Raw genomic sequence first — 15,733 nt, 5'->3', positions numbered from 1 at the left:
TGACGAACTCCATCACCCTGTGCAACTTTCCCCCTCCTGGCGGCCCTGCGGGGCTTCGGACATCCCGATGGGACACCCGTGCCCAGGGCTCGCAACAGTACTCCATTCGGGCCATGCGCGTGGTTCGGCGCGCCGCTCAACTTCAGTCGGGGGGTGCGACTTGGCCGCCCATGGGCGGGTTCCGACGGTCACCAACGTGGCGAAGTTCACGCAATCCGGCGAAACGGAACTAATGGTTTCGTTCGCACGTCCCTCACTCGTCACATGTCGACAGGTGTCGACGCCGAGCGAAGGAAAGGCAGCGGGTTCCGGGTATGCGTGAAACGCCCGATGCGGGTCGAAAGCGGTTCGACCTGAACGTCCCCCAGGTCGCGGGCAGCGCGCTCGCGGCGGTCGTGGCGGCCAAGATGGCCTCCTACTTCGGGGTGTACGGCACGATCCTGGGCGCCGGGGTGGTCAGCATCGTCGCCACCTGCGGCGGCTCGGTCTTCCAGCAGTTCTTCCGGCGCACGGGGGAGCAGTTCCGCGAGGTCAGGGACACCACCCGGCCCCGTATCGCCGTCGCCGCGGGTCACCCCGAGCCCGCCGCGGGCGAGTTCACCGAGGGCACCGTCTACCGCGCGAAGGTCAAGAGCTGGAAGCGTCCGCTGCTCGCCGCGGCCCTGGTCTTCGGCGTCACCATGGGCGGCATCACCGCCTACGAGGCGGCGTCCGGCAACAGCTTCAGCGGCGGCTCCGGCACCACCGTCAGCGACGCGGTCGGCGGCCGGAACGCCTCCCACCACCAGCGCCGGGACGAGAATCCGACCCCCGTCACCACCCCGTCCGGGACCACGGACCCGACCGAGGAGACCCCGTCCGGCGGCAGCGCCACCACGCGTCCGACGTCGCCCGAGACCACCCGGACCCCGAGCGACGGGCCGAGCACCGCGCCGAGCCAGGACGCGACGACCCCGGCCCCCACCCCGAGCGAGGGCGCCACCGAGGGGACGCCCCCTACCCCAGAACCCTCCGCAAGTAGTCGTTCTGGAACAGCCGTTCCGGGTCCAGCCGGTTCCGCAACACCGTGAACTCGGCGAAGCGCGGATACACCCCTTCGAGGTAACCGGCGTCCCGCGTGTGCACCTTCCCCCAGTGCGGACGGCCCTCATGCGCGGTGAACACCCGCTCCGCCGCGCTGAAGTACGCCTGGTACGGGGTGCCCCGGAACATGTGCACCGCGATGTAGGCGCTGTCCCGGCCCGAGGCCGTGGACAGCGCGATGTCGTCGGCCGGGGCGGTGCGCACCTCGACCGGGAAGCTGATCCGCAGCCCCGACCGCTCGATCACGGCCTTCAGCTCGCGCAGCGTCTCGGCCAGGGCCGCGCGCGGCACCGCGTACTCCATCTCCACGAACCGCACCCGGCGCGGCGTGGTGAACACCCGGTACGGGATGTCGGTGTACGACCGCGCGGACAGCGCCCGGCTGGAGACCTGGGCGATGGCCGGGACGGAGACGGGGGCGGCCCGCCCCATCCACTGGGCCACCTGGAAGACGCCGTTGGACAGGAACTCGTCCTCGAACCAGCCCGCCGCCCGCCCCACCGGCCGCGCGGGGCCGTCGCTGCGGTTGTTGCGCTTGGTGTTGGTGCTGCCGGTGTGCGGGAACCAGTAGAACTCGAAGTGCTCGTTCTCCGCCCAGAGTTGATCGAACTCCGCCAGCACCCGGTCGAGCGGCATCGGCTCCTCGCGGGCGTTCAACAGGAACAGCGGCTCGACGGCGAGGGTCAGCGCGGTGACCACGCCCAGCGCGCCGAGGCCGATCCGGGCGGCCGCGAAGATCTCCGGGTTCTGCTCGGCGGAGCAGGTGAGCACCGAGCCGTCGGCGGTGACGAGTTCGAGCCCCGTGATCTGCGCGGCGATGGAGCCGGACTCCCGGCCGGTGCCGTGGGTGCCGGTGCTGGTGGCCCCGGCGACGGTCTGCTCCATGATGTCGCCCATGTTGGTGAGCGAGAGTCCCTCGCGGGCCAGCGCCGCGTTGAGCCGCTTCAGCGGGGTGCCCGCCTCGACCGTGACGGTCATGGCGGCGCGGTCGATGCCCCGGATGCCGGTCAGCAGGTCGGGGCGGATCAGCACCCCGTCCGTGGCGGCGACGGAGGTGAAGGAGTGCCCGGTGCCCACCGCCTTGACCCGCAGCCCCCGCTCGGCGGCCTCGCGCACCTCGGCGGCCAGCTCTTCGACCGAGGCCGGAGTCACCTGCCGGGCGGGCCGGGCGGTGACGTTGCCGCCCCAGTTACGCCACGTTCCGTGCTTCCCGTTCGCCGTGCTGCTCAACGGTGCCTCCCCGCCCCGTGACCGGCCTGCACAGCCGGCGGTACCCGAGGAAACCGACCACCACCGCGACGGCCCCGGCTGCCACCGGGACCCCGTACCCGGCGCGCGCCCCGGCCGCGTCGATCACCCAGCCCGCCATGGCGGAGCCGAGCGCGATCCCGACCGCCAGACCGGTGCCCACCCAGGTCATGCCCTCGGTGAGGTTCGCGCGAGGTACGTGCTGTTCGATGAGGGACATCGTCGTGATCATCGTCGGTGCGATGGACAGTCCCGCGACGAACAGTGCCGCGGCCAGAAGTGCCAGGTTTCCGACCAGTAGGAGTGGGATCATACTCATGGCCATCGCGCCCGTGCCCAGCAGCCACCGGCGCTGCGGCGGACCGGAGACGCGCAGCAGGCCGAAGACCAGGCCCGCGGCGCACGACCCGGCCGCGTAGAGCGCGAGGACCACGCTCGCCGCGCCCTTGTGGCCGCGCTCGTCGGCGAAGGCGACGGTGACCACGTCGATCGCGCCGAAGATCGTGCCCGTGGCCACGGAGGCCGCCACCAGCACCTGGAGTCCGGGGGAGCGCAGCGCGCTGCCCGCGCCGTGGTGCTCGCGCGGGTGCGGCACCGGCTCGGTGGCGCGCTGGGCGGTCAGCCAGAAGACGCCGACGGCCAGGCAGCAGGCCGCGAGCAGCGGGCCCGCCTCCGGGAACCAGGCCGTGGACAGGCCGATGGAGATGATCGGCCCGAAGATGAAGCAGACCTCGTCGACGACCGACTCGAACGAGTAGGCGGTGTGCAGCCTCGGGTCGCCGCCGTACAGCGCGGCCCAGCGGGACCGGATCATCGCGCCCAGGCTGGGCACCGCGCCGACCCCGGCCGCGAAGGCGAACAGTGTCCAGTCGGGCCAGCGGAAATGGGCGGCGAGCAGCAGCCCGGCGCCCGCGGTGAGCGCCACCAGGGTCGCGGGACGCAGCACCCGGCGCTGGCCGTGCCGGTCCACCAGGCGGGAGATCCGCGGCCCGAGCACGGCGGCGGACAGCGCCATGGTGGCCGAGAGCGCGCCCGCGAGCCCATAGCGCCCGGTGAGCTGGGAGATCATCGTGACCACGCCGATGCCCATCATCGACAGCGGCATCCGCCCGACGAGGCCCGCGGCGGAGAAGCTCTTGGTGCCCGGTTCGGTGAACAGGGCTCGGTAGGGGCTGGGCACGCGGGACTCCGTCTGGACTGCTCGGTAAGGCGCGAAGAGAGTGGATACAGCTTACGAGTTAGGTGACCCTAACGCAGCCACTCGTCGCACGGGATGAATCATTCCCAGAGCCCACTTTTCCGGCGCACCCCCGTGCCGTTTCACCACTGTCAGTGGCGGGTGGCAGGATCGAGTCATGCCAGAAGCGCGCGATGTGACCCCCTACGACGCCCTCCTCCTGCTCTCCTTCGGCGGCCCCGAAGGGCCGGACGACGTGGTCCCGTTCCTGGAGAACGTCACGCGCGGCCGCGGCATCCCCAAGGAGCGCCTCAAGGAGGTCGGGCAGCACTACTTCCTGTTCGGCGGGGTCAGCCCGATCAACGAGCAGAACCGTGAGCTGCTGGACGCCCTGCGCAAGGACTTCGCCGACCACGGTCTTGACCTCCCGGTCTACTGGGGCAACCGCAACTGGCAGCCGTACCTCACCGACACCCTGCGCGAGCTGACCGCCGACGGCCGCCGCCGCGTCCTGGTCCTCGCCACCAGCGCCTACGCCTCCTACTCGGGCTGCCGCCAGTACCGGGAGAACCTGGCCGACGCGCTCGCCACGCTGGAGGGCGAGGGGCTGACGCCCCCGAAGGTCGACAAGCTGCGGCACTACTTCAACCACCCCGGCTTCGTCGAGCCCATGGTCGACGGCGTGCTGCGCTCGCTCGCCGACCTCCCCGAAGACGTCCGCGACGGCGCCCACCTCGCCTTCACCACCCACTCCATCCCGCTCGCCGCCGCCGACACCTCCGGCCCCGTCGAGGACCACGGCGACGGCGGCGCCTATGTCGCCCAGCACCTCGAGGTGGCCCAGCTGATCGCCGACGCCGTCCGCGAGCGCACCGGCGTGGATCACCCCTGGCAGCTCGTCTATCAGTCCCGCTCCGGCGCCCCGCACATCCCCTGGCTGGAGCCGGACATCTGCGACCACCTGGAAGAGCGGCACGCCGCCGGGGTCCCGGCCGTCGTCATGGCCCCCATCGGCTTCGTCTCCGACCACATGGAGGTCCTCTACGACCTCGACACCGAGGCCACGGCCAAGGCGGCGGAGCTGGGCCTGCCGGTACGCCGCTCGGCCACCGTGGGCGCCGACCCCCGCTTCGCGGCCGCCGTCCGTGACCTCGTCGTGGAGCGCGCCGAGACCGAGCGCGGCGAGGCCGTCACGCCGTGCGCCCTGGGCGCCCTCGGCGCGAGCCACGACGTGTGCCCGATCGGCTGCTGTCCGGCCCGCGCCCCCCGCCCGGCCGCCGCGGGCGCCGACAGCACCTACGCGTAAGGAGACCCGTGACCGACCCGCTCCACCTCGAACTGCTCCAGCTCGCCCAGGAGGCGGCCCGTCACGCGGGCGCGCTGCTGCGCGACGGGCGTCCGGCCGACCTCACGGTGGCGGCGACCAAGTCCAGTCCGGTCGATGTCGTCACCGAGATGGACCTCGCCGCCGAGAAGCTGATCGTCGACCTGATCTCCGGCCGCCGCCCCGACGACGGGTTCCTCGGTGAGGAGGGTGCCAGCTCCGAGGGCACCAGCGGAGTCCGCTGGGTGATCGACCCGCTCGACGGCACGGTCAACTACCTGTACGGGCTGCCGACCTGGGCCGTGTCCATCGCGGCCGAGGTCGACGGGGAGGCCGTGGCCGGAGTGGTCGCGGCCCCGATGCGCGGCGAGACCTACCAGGCCGTGCTCGGCGGGGGTGCCTGGGCCACCGGCGCGTGGGAGGGCGAGCGCCCGCTGGCCTGCCGTCCGCCCGCCCCGCTGGACCAGGCGCTGGTCTCCACCGGCTTCAACTACGTCACCGAGGTCCGCGCCCGCCAGGCTGAGATCGCGGCCCGGCTGATCCCGCTGGTCCGCGACATCCGGCGCGGCGGCTCGGCGGCGATCGACCTGTGCGACCTGGCCTGCGGACGGCTCGACGGCTACTACGAGCGCGGGCTCAACCCGTGGGACGTGGCGGCCGGGGACCTCATCGCGCGGGAAGCGGGCGCCATGACCGGTGGACGGCCCGGAGAGCGCCCGTCGGGCGTGCTGACGCTCGCGGGCACGCCGAGCGTCTTCGAGCCCCTCCAGCGGCTCCTGGGGGACTTCGGCGCCTGGCAGGGCTGACCGCACCCGGCAGGACCGATCCCGCCATTGTTTCCGGGGTCGGTCAGGCGTGGGTGACGCCGACCTCCACGCCGTGCTCGGCGGCGAGGCGGCGCAGGTCGTCCAGCTCGCCCTGCTCCACCTCGACGAGGAAGTCGTCCCCTTCGTCACGCGCCCGCGTCAGATCGGACTCGGTCGTCTTTATGCGCTGCAGAAGTCCCGTGGTGAAAGCGTCCATGCTGCGCCCCCTCGTCCTGGGTCGTGGGCCGGTGGCACGGGGTGTGCCAGGTCAATGAAGGGGCGATCATCGCCGCAGGTGCCCAGCGCTGCCCTGCTGGGCGGCGACGGTGCCGGACACCCGCGCCCGCTCCGCGGAGTGATCGCGGAGTACCGCATGGTGCTGCGGCACATGCAGAGCGTGATCGCGGGGTGTAAAGCCGTCCTCCCCGCCCGCCTCCGCACGGAAACCTCGCCGACGGGAGAAATTCCGGCATTCTCGTCCCGCCACCCCCGCCCCTGCGGTCCCGCACCCGGCTTACAGCCGACTTATGGCCGAAAAGGGCAGGATGGAGGCCACGATCCCACGGACGGCTCCACCCCGCCCGCGCCCCGGCGCGGCCCACGCGGGTGGACTTCAGGAAGGACTAGCGACGTGCGTGTACTCGTCGTCGAGGACGAGCAGTTGCTCGCCGATGCGGTGGCCACCGGACTGCGCCGGGAGGCCATGGCCGTCGACGTCGTGTACGACGGCGCGGCCGCCCTGGAGCGCATCGGTGTCAACGACTACGACGTGGTCGTCCTCGACCGCGACCTCCCGCTCGTGCACGGCGACGACGTCTGCCGCCGGATCGTGGAGCTGGGGATGCCCACGCGCGTGCTCATGCTCACCGCCTCCGGCGACGTCAGCGACCGCGTCGAGGGTCTCGAGATCGGCGCCGACGACTACCTGCCCAAGCCGTTTGCCTTCAGTGAGCTGATCGCGCGCGTGCGCGCGCTCGGCCGCCGCACCAGCGTGCCCCTGCCCCCCGTCCTGGAGCGGGCCGGGATCAAGCTCGACCCCAACCGCCGCGAGGTCTTCCGCGACGGCAAGGAGGTCCAGCTCGCGCCCAAGGAGTTCGCGGTGCTGGAGGTGCTGATGCGCAGCGAGGGCGCCGTCGTCTCGGCCGAGCAGCTGCTGGAGAAGGCGTGGGACGAGAACACCGACCCCTTCACCAACGTGGTGCGGGTGACGGTGATGACGCTGCGCCGCAAACTGGGCGAACCCCCGGTGATCGTGACCGTGCCCGGCTCCGGCTACCGGATCTGATCCCCCGTGGCCGCCACCCCCGCGCCGCCCCAGGCGCCCCCGAAGCCCACCTGGGACCCCCGCCCCCAGCCGCCCTTCCCCTGGCTGCGTCCGACCATCCGGATACGGCTCACCCTGCTGTACGGCGGCATGTTCCTGATCGCGGGCATCCTGCTGCTGTCGATCATCTATCTGCTGGCCGCCCAGGCGATCAGCACCGGCAACCAGCCGCTGTTCAAGATCGTCGGCTATCAGGACCTCCGGGTCTCCAGCAGCAACTGCCCGGCGATCAACAACACCACCAGCCTGTCGCTGCAGGACTTCAACACCGCGATCAGCCAGTGCGTCGACCACCAGCGCCAGGTGGCCCTGGACAACCTGCTCAGCCGCTCGCTGCTGGCCCTGCTGGGCCTCGCGGTGATCGCCTTCGCCTTCGGCTACGCGATGGCCGGCCGGGTGCTCTCCCCGCTGGGCCGGATCACCCGCACCGCCCGTCAGGTGGCCGGGTCCGACCTGTCCCGCCGGATCGAGCTGGACGGCCCGGACGACGAGCTGAAGGAGCTGGCCGACACCTTCGACGACATGCTGGAGCGGCTCCAGCGGGCCTTCACCGCCCAGCAGCGCTTCGTCGGCAACGCCTCGCACGAGCTGCGCACCCCGCTGGCGATCAACCGCACCCTGCTGGAGGTGCACCTCTCGGACCCGAACGCCCCGGTGGAGCTCCAGCAGCTCGGCAAGACGCTGCTGGCCACCAACGAGCGCAGCGAGCAACTGGTGGAGGGCCTGCTGCTGCTCGCCCGCAGCGACAACCAGATCGTGGAGCGGGGTCCGGTGGACCTCGCGGAGGTGGCCGGGCAGGCCATCGACCAGGTGCGCGGCGAGGCCGATGCGCGGAGCGTGGAGATCCGCAGCGAGCTGGAGCCCGCCGTGGTGCGCGGCAACGGCGTCCTGCTGGAACGCATCGCGCTCAACCTCGTACAGAACGCGGTGCGCTACAACGTGGCCCCGGACGAGACGCGCGACGGTGAGGCGGCGGAGAGCGGCTGGGTCGACGTCAGTACGGCGGTCCAGCACGGCCGCGCGGTGCTGACCGTCTCCAACACCGGGCCCGTGGTGCCCGCCTACGAGATCGACAACCTCTTCGAGCCCTTCCGGCGGCTGCGCACGGAGCGTACGGGCAGCGACAAGGGGGTCGGGCTCGGCCTGTCCATCGTCCGGTCCGTGGCCCGCGCGCACGGCGGCCACATCTCGGCCGTTCCGCGCGAGGGAGGCGGTCTGGTGATGCGGGTGACTCTCCCGTTGTGACCTTGCTTGTCACAGATCCCGACACTCGCGGAGGATGTTCGCTTCGCGCGGAATTTTCCGAGCACCGAAAGAGGTTTTCCCTGTGTGATCAATCACATGGGCGGATTTCCAGCCATGCACTCACTGTGATCATGGAGGGGGCCGTAAAGCCGGGAAAATCCGGGTTTTCAAGGCTCCTGATCACGGGAAGTACACGATGAGGCGCCTTTGAGGTGCGGCATCTCTACCGTGTACGGTCCTCACCGCCATCCAAGCCGATCACTCGCGAGGGACCGGGTTGGGTGTCGATTGAGTAACAGACCTTGATGTGAGGCAAAATCTCCGCCTCAGGTCGGGCACAAGTCCGGCCTCTCACGCGTTACGTGCGCTGAAGACACCGCAGATACCCAGAGGGGGAGAGTGACACATGGCTACCGATTACGACACTCCACGCAAGACCGACGACGACGTCGACTCGGACAGCCTCGAGGAGCTGAAGGCCCGCCGGAACGACAAGTCCACCTCCGCGGTGGACGTCGACGAGTTCGAGGCCGCTGAGGGCCTCGAGCTGCCGGGCGCCGACCTCTCCAACGAGGAACTGGCCGTCCGTGTGCTGCCCAAGCAGCAGGACGAGTTCACCTGCATGAGCTGCTTCCTGGTCCACCACCGCAGCCAGCTGGCCCGTGAGAAGAACGGCCAGCCGATCTGCCGCGACTGCGACTGAGGACGGGTCGGCCGTGACTGGCTCGACCCCTCCGCGGAAGCGCCGCTTCCATTTGCCGGGAGCGGACAAAGGGCCCGTGAAGGGCTCGCACGGCACGCGTGACGACGACGAGCGGGGCCCCGCCGAACCGGGGGCCTCGCTCGAACCGGCGTCCGGGTCCGGCGCGGCCAGGACGGGGGAGTCCCCCGGCCGCGCGGAACCGCGACCGCCGGGCCGGGCCGCCGCCGTGCGCACCCGGGCCCGGCTGCTGGCCCGCGAGGGCGCCCGCCGGGGCGGCACCCACGCGCGCGCGGGAATCGCCTACCTCGCCGACCGGATCATCGAACTCGCCCCGCGCGTGCCCGTACGCGACCTGGCGACGCTGCGTCGGCAGTTCCCGGGCCTCGGGCCCGAGCAGCTCGCCGACAAGCTGGTGGCCGGAGCGGCCAACGGCACCTCCACGGTCGGCGCCGGGATCGGCGCGGCCGCCATGCTCCCCGTACCGCCCGCCATGCCCACCGAGCTGGCCGCCGAGATCACCGGGGTCGCCGCGATCGAGCTGAAGCTCATCGCCGAGCTGCACGAGGTCTACGGCCTGCGCCCGCCGGGGAACCTCCGCACCCGCAGCACCGCGTATCTGTCCTCCTGGTCGGGGGAGCGCGGGATCGACGTGATGAAGCCCGCGACCATCGACGTCGCCCTCGGCGGCCGGATGAAACGCGAACTGCGCCAGCAGATCATGAAGCGCATGGTCCGCAACCTGCCCAACCTCATGCCGTTCATGGTCGGCGCCGCCGTCGGCGCGGTCATGAACCGCCGGGACACCAGGAAGCTCGCCGAACGCGTGCGGACCGACCTGCGCAAGAGCCAGATCCCCTGGGGCGAGCTGCCCGATCTGCCGCCGCTGGAGGAGCCCGAGGACCCGCTGAAGATCGCCGGATACCCGGAGGGCACCGGCAGTTGACGTGCCGCTGGTCCGGCGCGGCTCAGGCGGCCGCGGTCTTCGCGCCCGCGATCGCCGCCGCCAGCTTCTCCGGCTCACGCGTCGACAGGTACAGGTACGGCGTCGGGTCCTCGGGGTCGGTGACCTCGACCCGCAGCGCCGTCGGGATGTAGGCGCGCAGCAGCAGGAACGCGCGGACGTCGGCCTTGTGGGTGCGCCAGGCGCGGGCCTCCTCCGCGTCCAGCACCTCGGTCGCGCCGAGCGCCGACACCGGGATGCTGGCCTCGCCCGCGAGCAGCGCGTCGCCCACCACACGGATGCGCGGGGAGCCGTACGCGCTGGCCATCACCGCCGCGACGGCCGTGCCGCCGACCAGGCCGCCGAGCAGCGGCAGGGTGCCGAAGGGCAGCAGGATCAGGGCGAACGAGACGCCCACGAGCACGCTGATCAGCCACCACGAGCGGGGGGCGGTCAGACGTTCTTCGTAGGGGGCGGCGGAGAGCTGCATGAGCCAAGCTTGGCACGGTGGACGGACATCCCGGACGCCGGGGCGGCGGCGTGCTGGCGGCCACAGGGCGGACCGGTAAGGTCTGCGCCTGTGAGTTCAGCCAGCCTCCAGCCCCCCGCCGACGCGAAGCCGCCCGTCCGGCACCCCGACGCCCCCGAGCCCGGTGAGCTGCTCGGTGCCCACTACGAACACTGTTTCGGCTGCGGCCCCGGACAGCCGCACGGGCTGCACCTGGAGGCACGCGCGGGCGACGGCGTCTCGCTGACCGCCGAGTTCACCGTCCAGCCCGCCCACCAGGGCGCCCCCGGCCTCGCGCACGGCGGCGTACTGGCCACCGCCCTGGACGAGACCCTCGGCTCGCTGAACTGGCTGCTGCGCACCATCGCCGTCACCGGACGGCTGGAGACCGACTTCGTGGCCCCGGTGCCCGTCGGCACCGTGCTGCACCTTCAGGCCGAGGTCACCGCGGTCGCCGGACGCAAGATCTACTCCCGCGCGACCGGCCGCATCGGCGGACCCGAGGGCCCGGTCGCCGTGCGCGCGGAGGCGCTGTTCGTCGAGGTGAAGGTCGACCACTTCACCGAGCACGGCCGCGAGCAGGAGATCCAGGCCGCCATGAGCGACCCGGACCAGATCCGGCGCTCCCGCGCCTTCGAGGTGAACCCGTGAGCCGGCCGCTGGACGTCTCCCTCCGCCGCATCGACCCCGACGTACCGCTTCCGGCGTACGAGCACCCCGGGGACGCCGGGGCCGATCTGCGCACCACCGAGGCGCGCGAACTCAAGCCCGGTGAGCGGGCCGTGCTGCCCACGGGTGTGGCCATCGCGCTGCCCGAGGGGTACGCGGCCTTCGTGCACCCCCGCTCAGGGCTCGCGGCCCGCTGCGGAGTGGCGCTTGTGAACGCCCCGGGGACGGTTGATGCCGGGTACCGTGGAGAGATCAAGGTGATCGTGGTGAATCTCGATCCGCGCGAGACGGTGCGGTTCGAGCGCTTCGACCGGATTGCTCAACTGGTCGTCCAGCAGGTCGAGAGGGTCCGCTTCCAGGAGGTCGCGGAACTTCCCGGTTCGGTGAGGGCCGAGGGGGGCTTCGGGTCCACCGGAGGCCATGCCTCGGTGGACGGCTAGCGCGGCACGACGGGTCCGGCCGCCGCGGGTGGCCGGGCGGGTGGGAATCGATACGCTTCGGTCGTATCCGACCGGGAAGGACAGTGACGTGTTCGGACGTCGCAACAAGAAGGGTGCCGCCGAGGGCGCGGCCGGCGAGGCCGAGCAGGTCGTCGACAGCGTCGACACCGAGGCGGAAGAGCAGACGCGGGTACGGCTCGAGCCCGAGCCGCGGCCCGACGGACCCTGGGACTCCACCGAGGTGCGCGACCCGGCCGAGGGCCGCGTCGACCTGGGCGGCCTGTTCGTCCCCGGGGTCGACGGCATGGAACTGCGGGTCGAGGTCGCCGGTGACGCGATCGTCGCCGCGACCGTCGTACTGCGCGACAGCGCCGTCCAGCTCCAGGCGTTCGCCGCCCCCAAGCGCGAGGGCATCTGGGGCGAGGTCCGCGACGAGATCGCGGGCGGCATCACCCAGCAGGGCGGCATCGTCGACGAGGTCGAGGGCCCCCTCGGCTGGGAGCTGCGGGCCCAGGTGCCGGTGCAGCTGCCGGACGGCACGGGCGGCTTCCAGGTCGTGCGGTTCATCGGCGTGGACGGCCCGCGCTGGTTCCTGCGCGGTGTGATCTCCGGCCAGGGCGCGGTGCAGCCGCAGGCGGCCGGGCTGCTGGAGCAGATCTTCCGGGACACCGTCGTGGTGCGCGGCGAGGGCCCGATGGCGCCCCGCGACCCGATCGTCCTCAAGCTGCCCAACGACGCCCAGATGGTCCCCGAGGGCGTCCAGCAGGAGGAGGGCTCCCGCTTCTCCGGCGGCATGGGCCAGCTCCAGCGCGGCCCGGAGATCACCGAGGTCCGCTGAGCGAGGAGACACGAGCGAAAGGGCCGTACCCCCGGGGGGTGCGGCCCTTCGCGCGTCCGTGCGCCCGAGGCGTCAGGGTTGCGTCAAAGCGTCCCGTCGCGCGGCTCCCCGTCCGCTTTGTCCGCACCGCCCGCCGTAAGGTCGACGCGGCGCAGACGGCAGTCACCGGAAAGACAATGGGGCCATGGCACGCGGCAAGCTTCGGATCTACCTCGGCGCGGCACCGGGCGTGGGCAAGACCTACGCCATGCTCGCCGAGGCACACCGCCGACTGGAGCGGGGCACCGACTGCGTGGTGGCGTACGTCGAGCACCACGGCAGGCCCCGTACCGAGGTGCTGCTGCACGGCCTGGAGCAGGTGCCGCGCGGGCGGCTGGCGCACCGGGGTGCCGCCTTCGAGGAGATGGACGTCGACGCCGTACTGCGCCGCGCGCCCGCCGTCGCCCTGGTGGACGAGCTGGCGCACACCAACGTCCCCGGCTCCCGCAACACCAAGCGCTGGCAGGACGTGGAGGAACTCCTCGCCGCCGGGATCGACGTGGTCTCCACCGTCAACATCCAGCACCTGGAGTCCCTCGGGGACGTGGTCGAGTCGATCACCGGGGTGCGCCAGCGCGAGACGGTGCCCGACGAGGTGGTCCGCCGGGCCGACCAGATCGAGCTGGTCGACATGTCCCCGCAGGCGCTGCGCCGCCGCATGGCGCACGGCAACGTGTACCAGCCCGACAAGGTCGACGCGGCCCTGTCCAACTACTTCCGCCCCGGCAACCTCACCGCCCTGCGCGAGCTGGCCCTGCTGTGGGTGGCCGACCGGGTCGACGAGCATCTGAACGCCTACCGCAGCGAGCACCGGGTCTCCCGGATCTGGGGCTCCCGCGAGCGCATCGTGGTCGGTCTGACCGGCGGACCCGAGGGGCGCACCCTGATCCGCCGCGCCGCCCGGCTCGCCGAGAAGGGCGCGGGCGGCGAGGTGCTGGCGGTCTACATAGCCCGCAGCGACGGCCTCACCGCCGCCTCCCCGAAGGAACTCGCCCTCCAGCGCACCCTGGCGGAGGACCTGGGCGGCACCTTCCACCACGTGGTCGGCGACGACATACCGGCCGCCCTGCTGGCCTTCGCGCGCGGTGTCAACGCCACCCAGATCGTGCTCGGCTCCTCGCGCCGCAAGGCATGGCAGTACGTCTTCGGACCCGGCGTCGGCGCCACCGTGGCCCGCGAGTCCGGGCCAGACCTCGACGTGCACATCGTCACCCACGAGGAGGTCGCCAAGGGGCGCGGGCTGCCCGTGGCGCGTGGCTCCCGGCTCGGCCGGGGCCGGATCGTCGCGGGGTGGGCGATGGCGCTCGCGGGCCCCGCCCTGATGGCGCTGCTGCTCAACGCCGTCGACCTCGGCCTCGCCAACGACATGCTGCTGTTCCTGGCGATCACGGTCGCGGCCGCGCTGCTCGGCGGGCTGCTGCCCGCGCTCGCATCGGCCGCGCTGGGCTCCCTGCTGCTGAACTTCTTCTACACCCCGCCCCTGCACCGGCTGACCGTCTCCGACCCCCGGAACATCGTCGCCATCGCGATCTTCTTCGGCGTGGGCATGGCGGTCGCCTCCGTGGTCGACCTCGCCGCCCGCCGCACCCATCAGGCGTCCCGGCTGCGGGCCGAGTCGGAGATCCTCTCCTTCCTCGCCGGGAACGTGCTGCGCGGCGAGACCAGCCTGGAGGCGCTGCTGGAGCGCGTCCGGGAGACCTTCGCCATGGAGTCCGCCGCCCTGCTGGAACGGGCGGGCGACCTGGAGCCCTGGACCTGCGCCGGGCGCGCCGGTCTCGGACCCCCGCTGGAGCGGCCCGAGGACGCCGACGTGGACATGCCGGTCGGCGACCACATGGCGCTCGCGCTCACCGGCCGGGTACTGCCCGCCGAGGACCGCCGGGTGCTGGCCGCCTTCGCCGCGCAGGCCGCCGTCGTGCTCGACCGGCGTCGCCTCAAGGCCGAGGCCGACCGGGCGGGCGCGCTCGCCGAGGGCAACCGCATCCGCACCGCCCTGCTCGCCGCCGTCAGCCACGACCTGCGCACCCCGCTCGCCGGGATCAAGGCCGCCGTCACCTCCCTGCGCTCCGACGACGTGGCCTGGTCCGAGGAGGACCGGGCCGAGCTGCTGGAGGGCATCGAGGAGGGCGCCGACCGGCTCGACCACCTGGTGGGCAACCTGCTCGACATGTCCCGCCTGCAGACCGGCACCGTCACCCCGCTGATCCGCGAGATCGACGTGGACGAGGTGGTGCCGATGGCGCTGGTCGGCGTCCCCGAGGACAGCGTCGGCCTGGACGTGCCCGAGACGCTGCCCATGGTCGCCGTCGACCCCGGACTGCTGGAGCGCTCGGTGGCCAACCTGGTGGAGAACGCCGTCAAGTACAGCCCGCCCGGCCAGCGCGTCACCGTCTCCGCCAGTGCCCTGGTGGACCGGGTCGAGGTGCGGGTCGTGGACCGGGGGCCCGGCGTGCCGGACGACGCGAAGGACCGTATCTTCGAGCCGTTCCAGCGGTACGGCGACGCCCCGCGCGGCGCCGGGGTCGGACTCGGCCTCGCGGTGGCCCGCGGCTTCGCCGAGGCCATGGAGGGCACCCTGACCGCCGAGGACACCCCCGGCGGCGGACTCACCATGGTGCTCAGCCTCCGCGCCGCCCGCCCCGAGCCCCCGCACGCGGGGCAGGACACCGCAGAACAGGAAAGGCAGCCGCAATGACCAGGGTGCTGGTGGTCGACGACGAACCGCAGATCGTGCGGGCCCTCGTGATCAACCTCAAGGCGCGCTCGTACGACGTCGACTCGGCCCCCGACGGCCGCACCGCGCTCCAGCTCGCCGCCTCCCGCCACCCCGACGTGATCGTCCTCGACCTGGGCCTGCCCGACATGGACGGCGTCGAGGTGATCCGGGGACTGCGCGGCTGGACCCGGGTGCCCATCCTGGTGCTGTCCGCCCGGCACTCCTCCGACGAGAAGGTCGAGGCGCTGGACGCGGGCGCCGACGACTACGTCACCAAGCCCTTCGGCATGGACGAACTCCTGGCCCGGCTGCGGGCCGCCGTGCGCCGGGCCGAGCCGGTCGGTCCCGGCGAGGACGACGTGACCACCGTGGAGACGGACGGCTTCACCGTCGACCTGGCCGCCAAGAAGGTCGACCGGGCGGGCCGGGACGTACGGCTCACCCCGACCGAGTGGCACCTGCTGGAGGTGCTGGTGCGCAACACCGGCCGCCTGGTCGGCCAGAAGCAGCTGCTGCGGGAGGTCTGGGGGCCCTCCTACGGCACCGAGACCAACTATCTGCGGGTCTACATGGCCCAGCTCCGCCGCAAGCTGGAGGCGGACCCCGCGCACCCCCGGCACTTCATCACCGAACCCGGCATGGGCTACCGCTTCGAGAAGTGAACCGGTGTTCG

Annotated in this window: 15 protein-coding genes and 1 pseudogene; 12 read left to right on the top strand and 4 right to left on the bottom strand. The window is 72.3% G+C overall.

Translation table 11 applies throughout. From position 1 onward, the window contains the following. Positions 1 to 314 precede the first annotated feature (314 nt). Positions 315 to 1,070, top strand: coding sequence for a hypothetical protein (locus ACI2LY_RS07700; RefSeq protein ID WP_404706347.1), 756 nt, complete (start codon positions 315 to 317; stop codon positions 1,068 to 1,070). Here ACI2LY_RS07700 and ACI2LY_RS07695 read toward each other — a convergent pair. Continuing rightward, positions 997 to 2,313: a D-arabinono-1,4-lactone oxidase gene (locus tag ACI2LY_RS07695; RefSeq protein WP_404706346.1), complete on the bottom strand. Its 1,317-nt coding sequence runs from the start codon at positions 2,311 to 2,313 to the stop codon at positions 997 to 999. The genes ACI2LY_RS07700 and ACI2LY_RS07695 overlap by 74 nt on opposite strands. Beyond that, positions 2,273 to 3,511: an MFS transporter gene (locus ACI2LY_RS07690; protein ID WP_404706345.1), complete on the bottom strand. Its 1,239-nt coding sequence runs from the start codon at positions 3,509 to 3,511 to the stop codon at positions 2,273 to 2,275. The genes ACI2LY_RS07695 and ACI2LY_RS07690 overlap by 41 nt, the downstream gene beginning before the upstream one ends. A gap of 175 nt (positions 3,512 to 3,686) precedes the next feature. Between ACI2LY_RS07690 and ACI2LY_RS07685 the strand changes: the two genes are divergently transcribed. Next, a complete protein-coding gene (locus ACI2LY_RS07685) occupies positions 3,687 to 4,814 on the top strand; it encodes a ferrochelatase (protein WP_404706344.1) in 1,128 nt (375 codons plus the stop codon). Between the two features lie 8 nt (positions 4,815 to 4,822). Continuing rightward, positions 4,823 to 5,638: an inositol monophosphatase family protein gene (locus tag ACI2LY_RS07680; RefSeq protein WP_404706343.1), complete on the top strand. Its 816-nt coding sequence runs from the start codon at positions 4,823 to 4,825 to the stop codon at positions 5,636 to 5,638. A gap of 43 nt (positions 5,639 to 5,681) precedes the next feature. Here ACI2LY_RS07680 and ACI2LY_RS07675 read toward each other — a convergent pair whose 3' ends face one another. Further along, the gene (locus ACI2LY_RS07675) at positions 5,682 to 5,855 is read right to left on the bottom strand and encodes a hypothetical protein (protein ID WP_389006231.1); all 174 of its coding nucleotides are present in this window, start codon (positions 5,853 to 5,855) and stop codon (positions 5,682 to 5,684) included. Positions 5,856 to 6,269: 414 nt separating this feature from the next. Here ACI2LY_RS07675 and ACI2LY_RS07670 point away from each other — a divergent pair, with 414 nt between their 5' ends. The 4 genes from ACI2LY_RS07670 to ACI2LY_RS07655 all read left to right on the top strand — a co-directional run bounded on the left by ACI2LY_RS07670 (position 6,270) and on the right by ACI2LY_RS07655 (position 9,853). Beyond that, positions 6,270 to 6,923 (top strand): response regulator transcription factor, encoded by a 654-nt coding sequence (locus tag ACI2LY_RS07670; RefSeq protein ID WP_007387794.1) that lies wholly within the window; start codon positions 6,270 to 6,272, stop codon positions 6,921 to 6,923. Between the two features lie 6 nt (positions 6,924 to 6,929). Then, positions 6,930 to 8,207 (top strand): sensor histidine kinase, encoded by a 1,278-nt coding sequence (locus ACI2LY_RS07665; RefSeq protein ID WP_404706342.1) that lies wholly within the window; start codon positions 6,930 to 6,932, stop codon positions 8,205 to 8,207. A 406-nt stretch (positions 8,208 to 8,613) separates the two neighbouring features. Beyond that, positions 8,614 to 8,910 (top strand): DUF4193 domain-containing protein, encoded by a 297-nt coding sequence (locus ACI2LY_RS07660; RefSeq protein ID WP_005481602.1) that lies wholly within the window; start codon positions 8,614 to 8,616, stop codon positions 8,908 to 8,910. A gap of 13 nt (positions 8,911 to 8,923) precedes the next feature. Further along, a complete protein-coding gene (locus ACI2LY_RS07655) occupies positions 8,924 to 9,853 on the top strand; it encodes a hypothetical protein (protein WP_404706341.1) in 930 nt (309 codons plus the stop codon). A 22-nt stretch (positions 9,854 to 9,875) separates the two neighbouring features. Here ACI2LY_RS07655 and ACI2LY_RS07650 read toward each other — a convergent pair whose 3' ends face one another. Further along, the gene (locus ACI2LY_RS07650) at positions 9,876 to 10,340 is read right to left on the bottom strand and encodes a DUF3093 domain-containing protein (protein WP_404706340.1); all 465 of its coding nucleotides are present in this window, start codon (positions 10,338 to 10,340) and stop codon (positions 9,876 to 9,878) included. A gap of 90 nt (positions 10,341 to 10,430) precedes the next feature. On the opposite strand from ACI2LY_RS07650, the gene ACI2LY_RS07645 reads away from it, so the two are divergent. From ACI2LY_RS07645 to ACI2LY_RS07625, 5 genes and pseudogenes are all read left to right on the top strand, one after another. Further along, positions 10,431 to 11,009 carry a PaaI family thioesterase gene (locus ACI2LY_RS07645; RefSeq protein ID WP_393592429.1) on the top strand — a complete coding sequence of 193 codons (579 nt, stop codon included), beginning with the start codon at positions 10,431 to 10,433 and terminating at the stop codon, positions 11,007 to 11,009. Further along, positions 11,006 to 11,554: pseudogene (gene dut / locus ACI2LY_RS07640) on the top strand (dUTP diphosphatase). Before ACI2LY_RS07645 ends, dut begins: the two are co-directional and overlap by 4 nt. 1 nt (position 11,555) lies before the next feature. Next, complete coding sequence (locus ACI2LY_RS07635; protein WP_393592427.1) at positions 11,556 to 12,305, top strand: DUF3710 domain-containing protein; 750 nt, start codon at positions 11,556 to 11,558, stop codon at positions 12,303 to 12,305. 184 nt (positions 12,306 to 12,489) lie between these two features. Continuing rightward, entirely contained in the window at positions 12,490 to 15,039 is a 2,550-nt protein-coding gene (locus ACI2LY_RS07630) for an ATP-binding protein (protein WP_404706339.1), read from the top strand. After that, positions 15,036 to 15,722, top strand: coding sequence for a response regulator (locus tag ACI2LY_RS07625; protein WP_389006244.1), 687 nt, complete (start codon positions 15,036 to 15,038; stop codon positions 15,720 to 15,722). The genes ACI2LY_RS07630 and ACI2LY_RS07625 overlap by 4 nt, the downstream gene beginning before the upstream one ends. Positions 15,723 to 15,733: the final 11 nt, after the last annotated feature.

The organism is Streptomyces sp. NPDC002176 (assembly GCF_044903645.1).
Lineage (GTDB): Bacteria > Actinomycetota > Actinomycetes > Streptomycetales > Streptomycetaceae > Streptomyces.
Note: the sequence above shows the minus strand (reverse complement) of the source record. Positions and strands in the feature narration are given on the sequence as shown.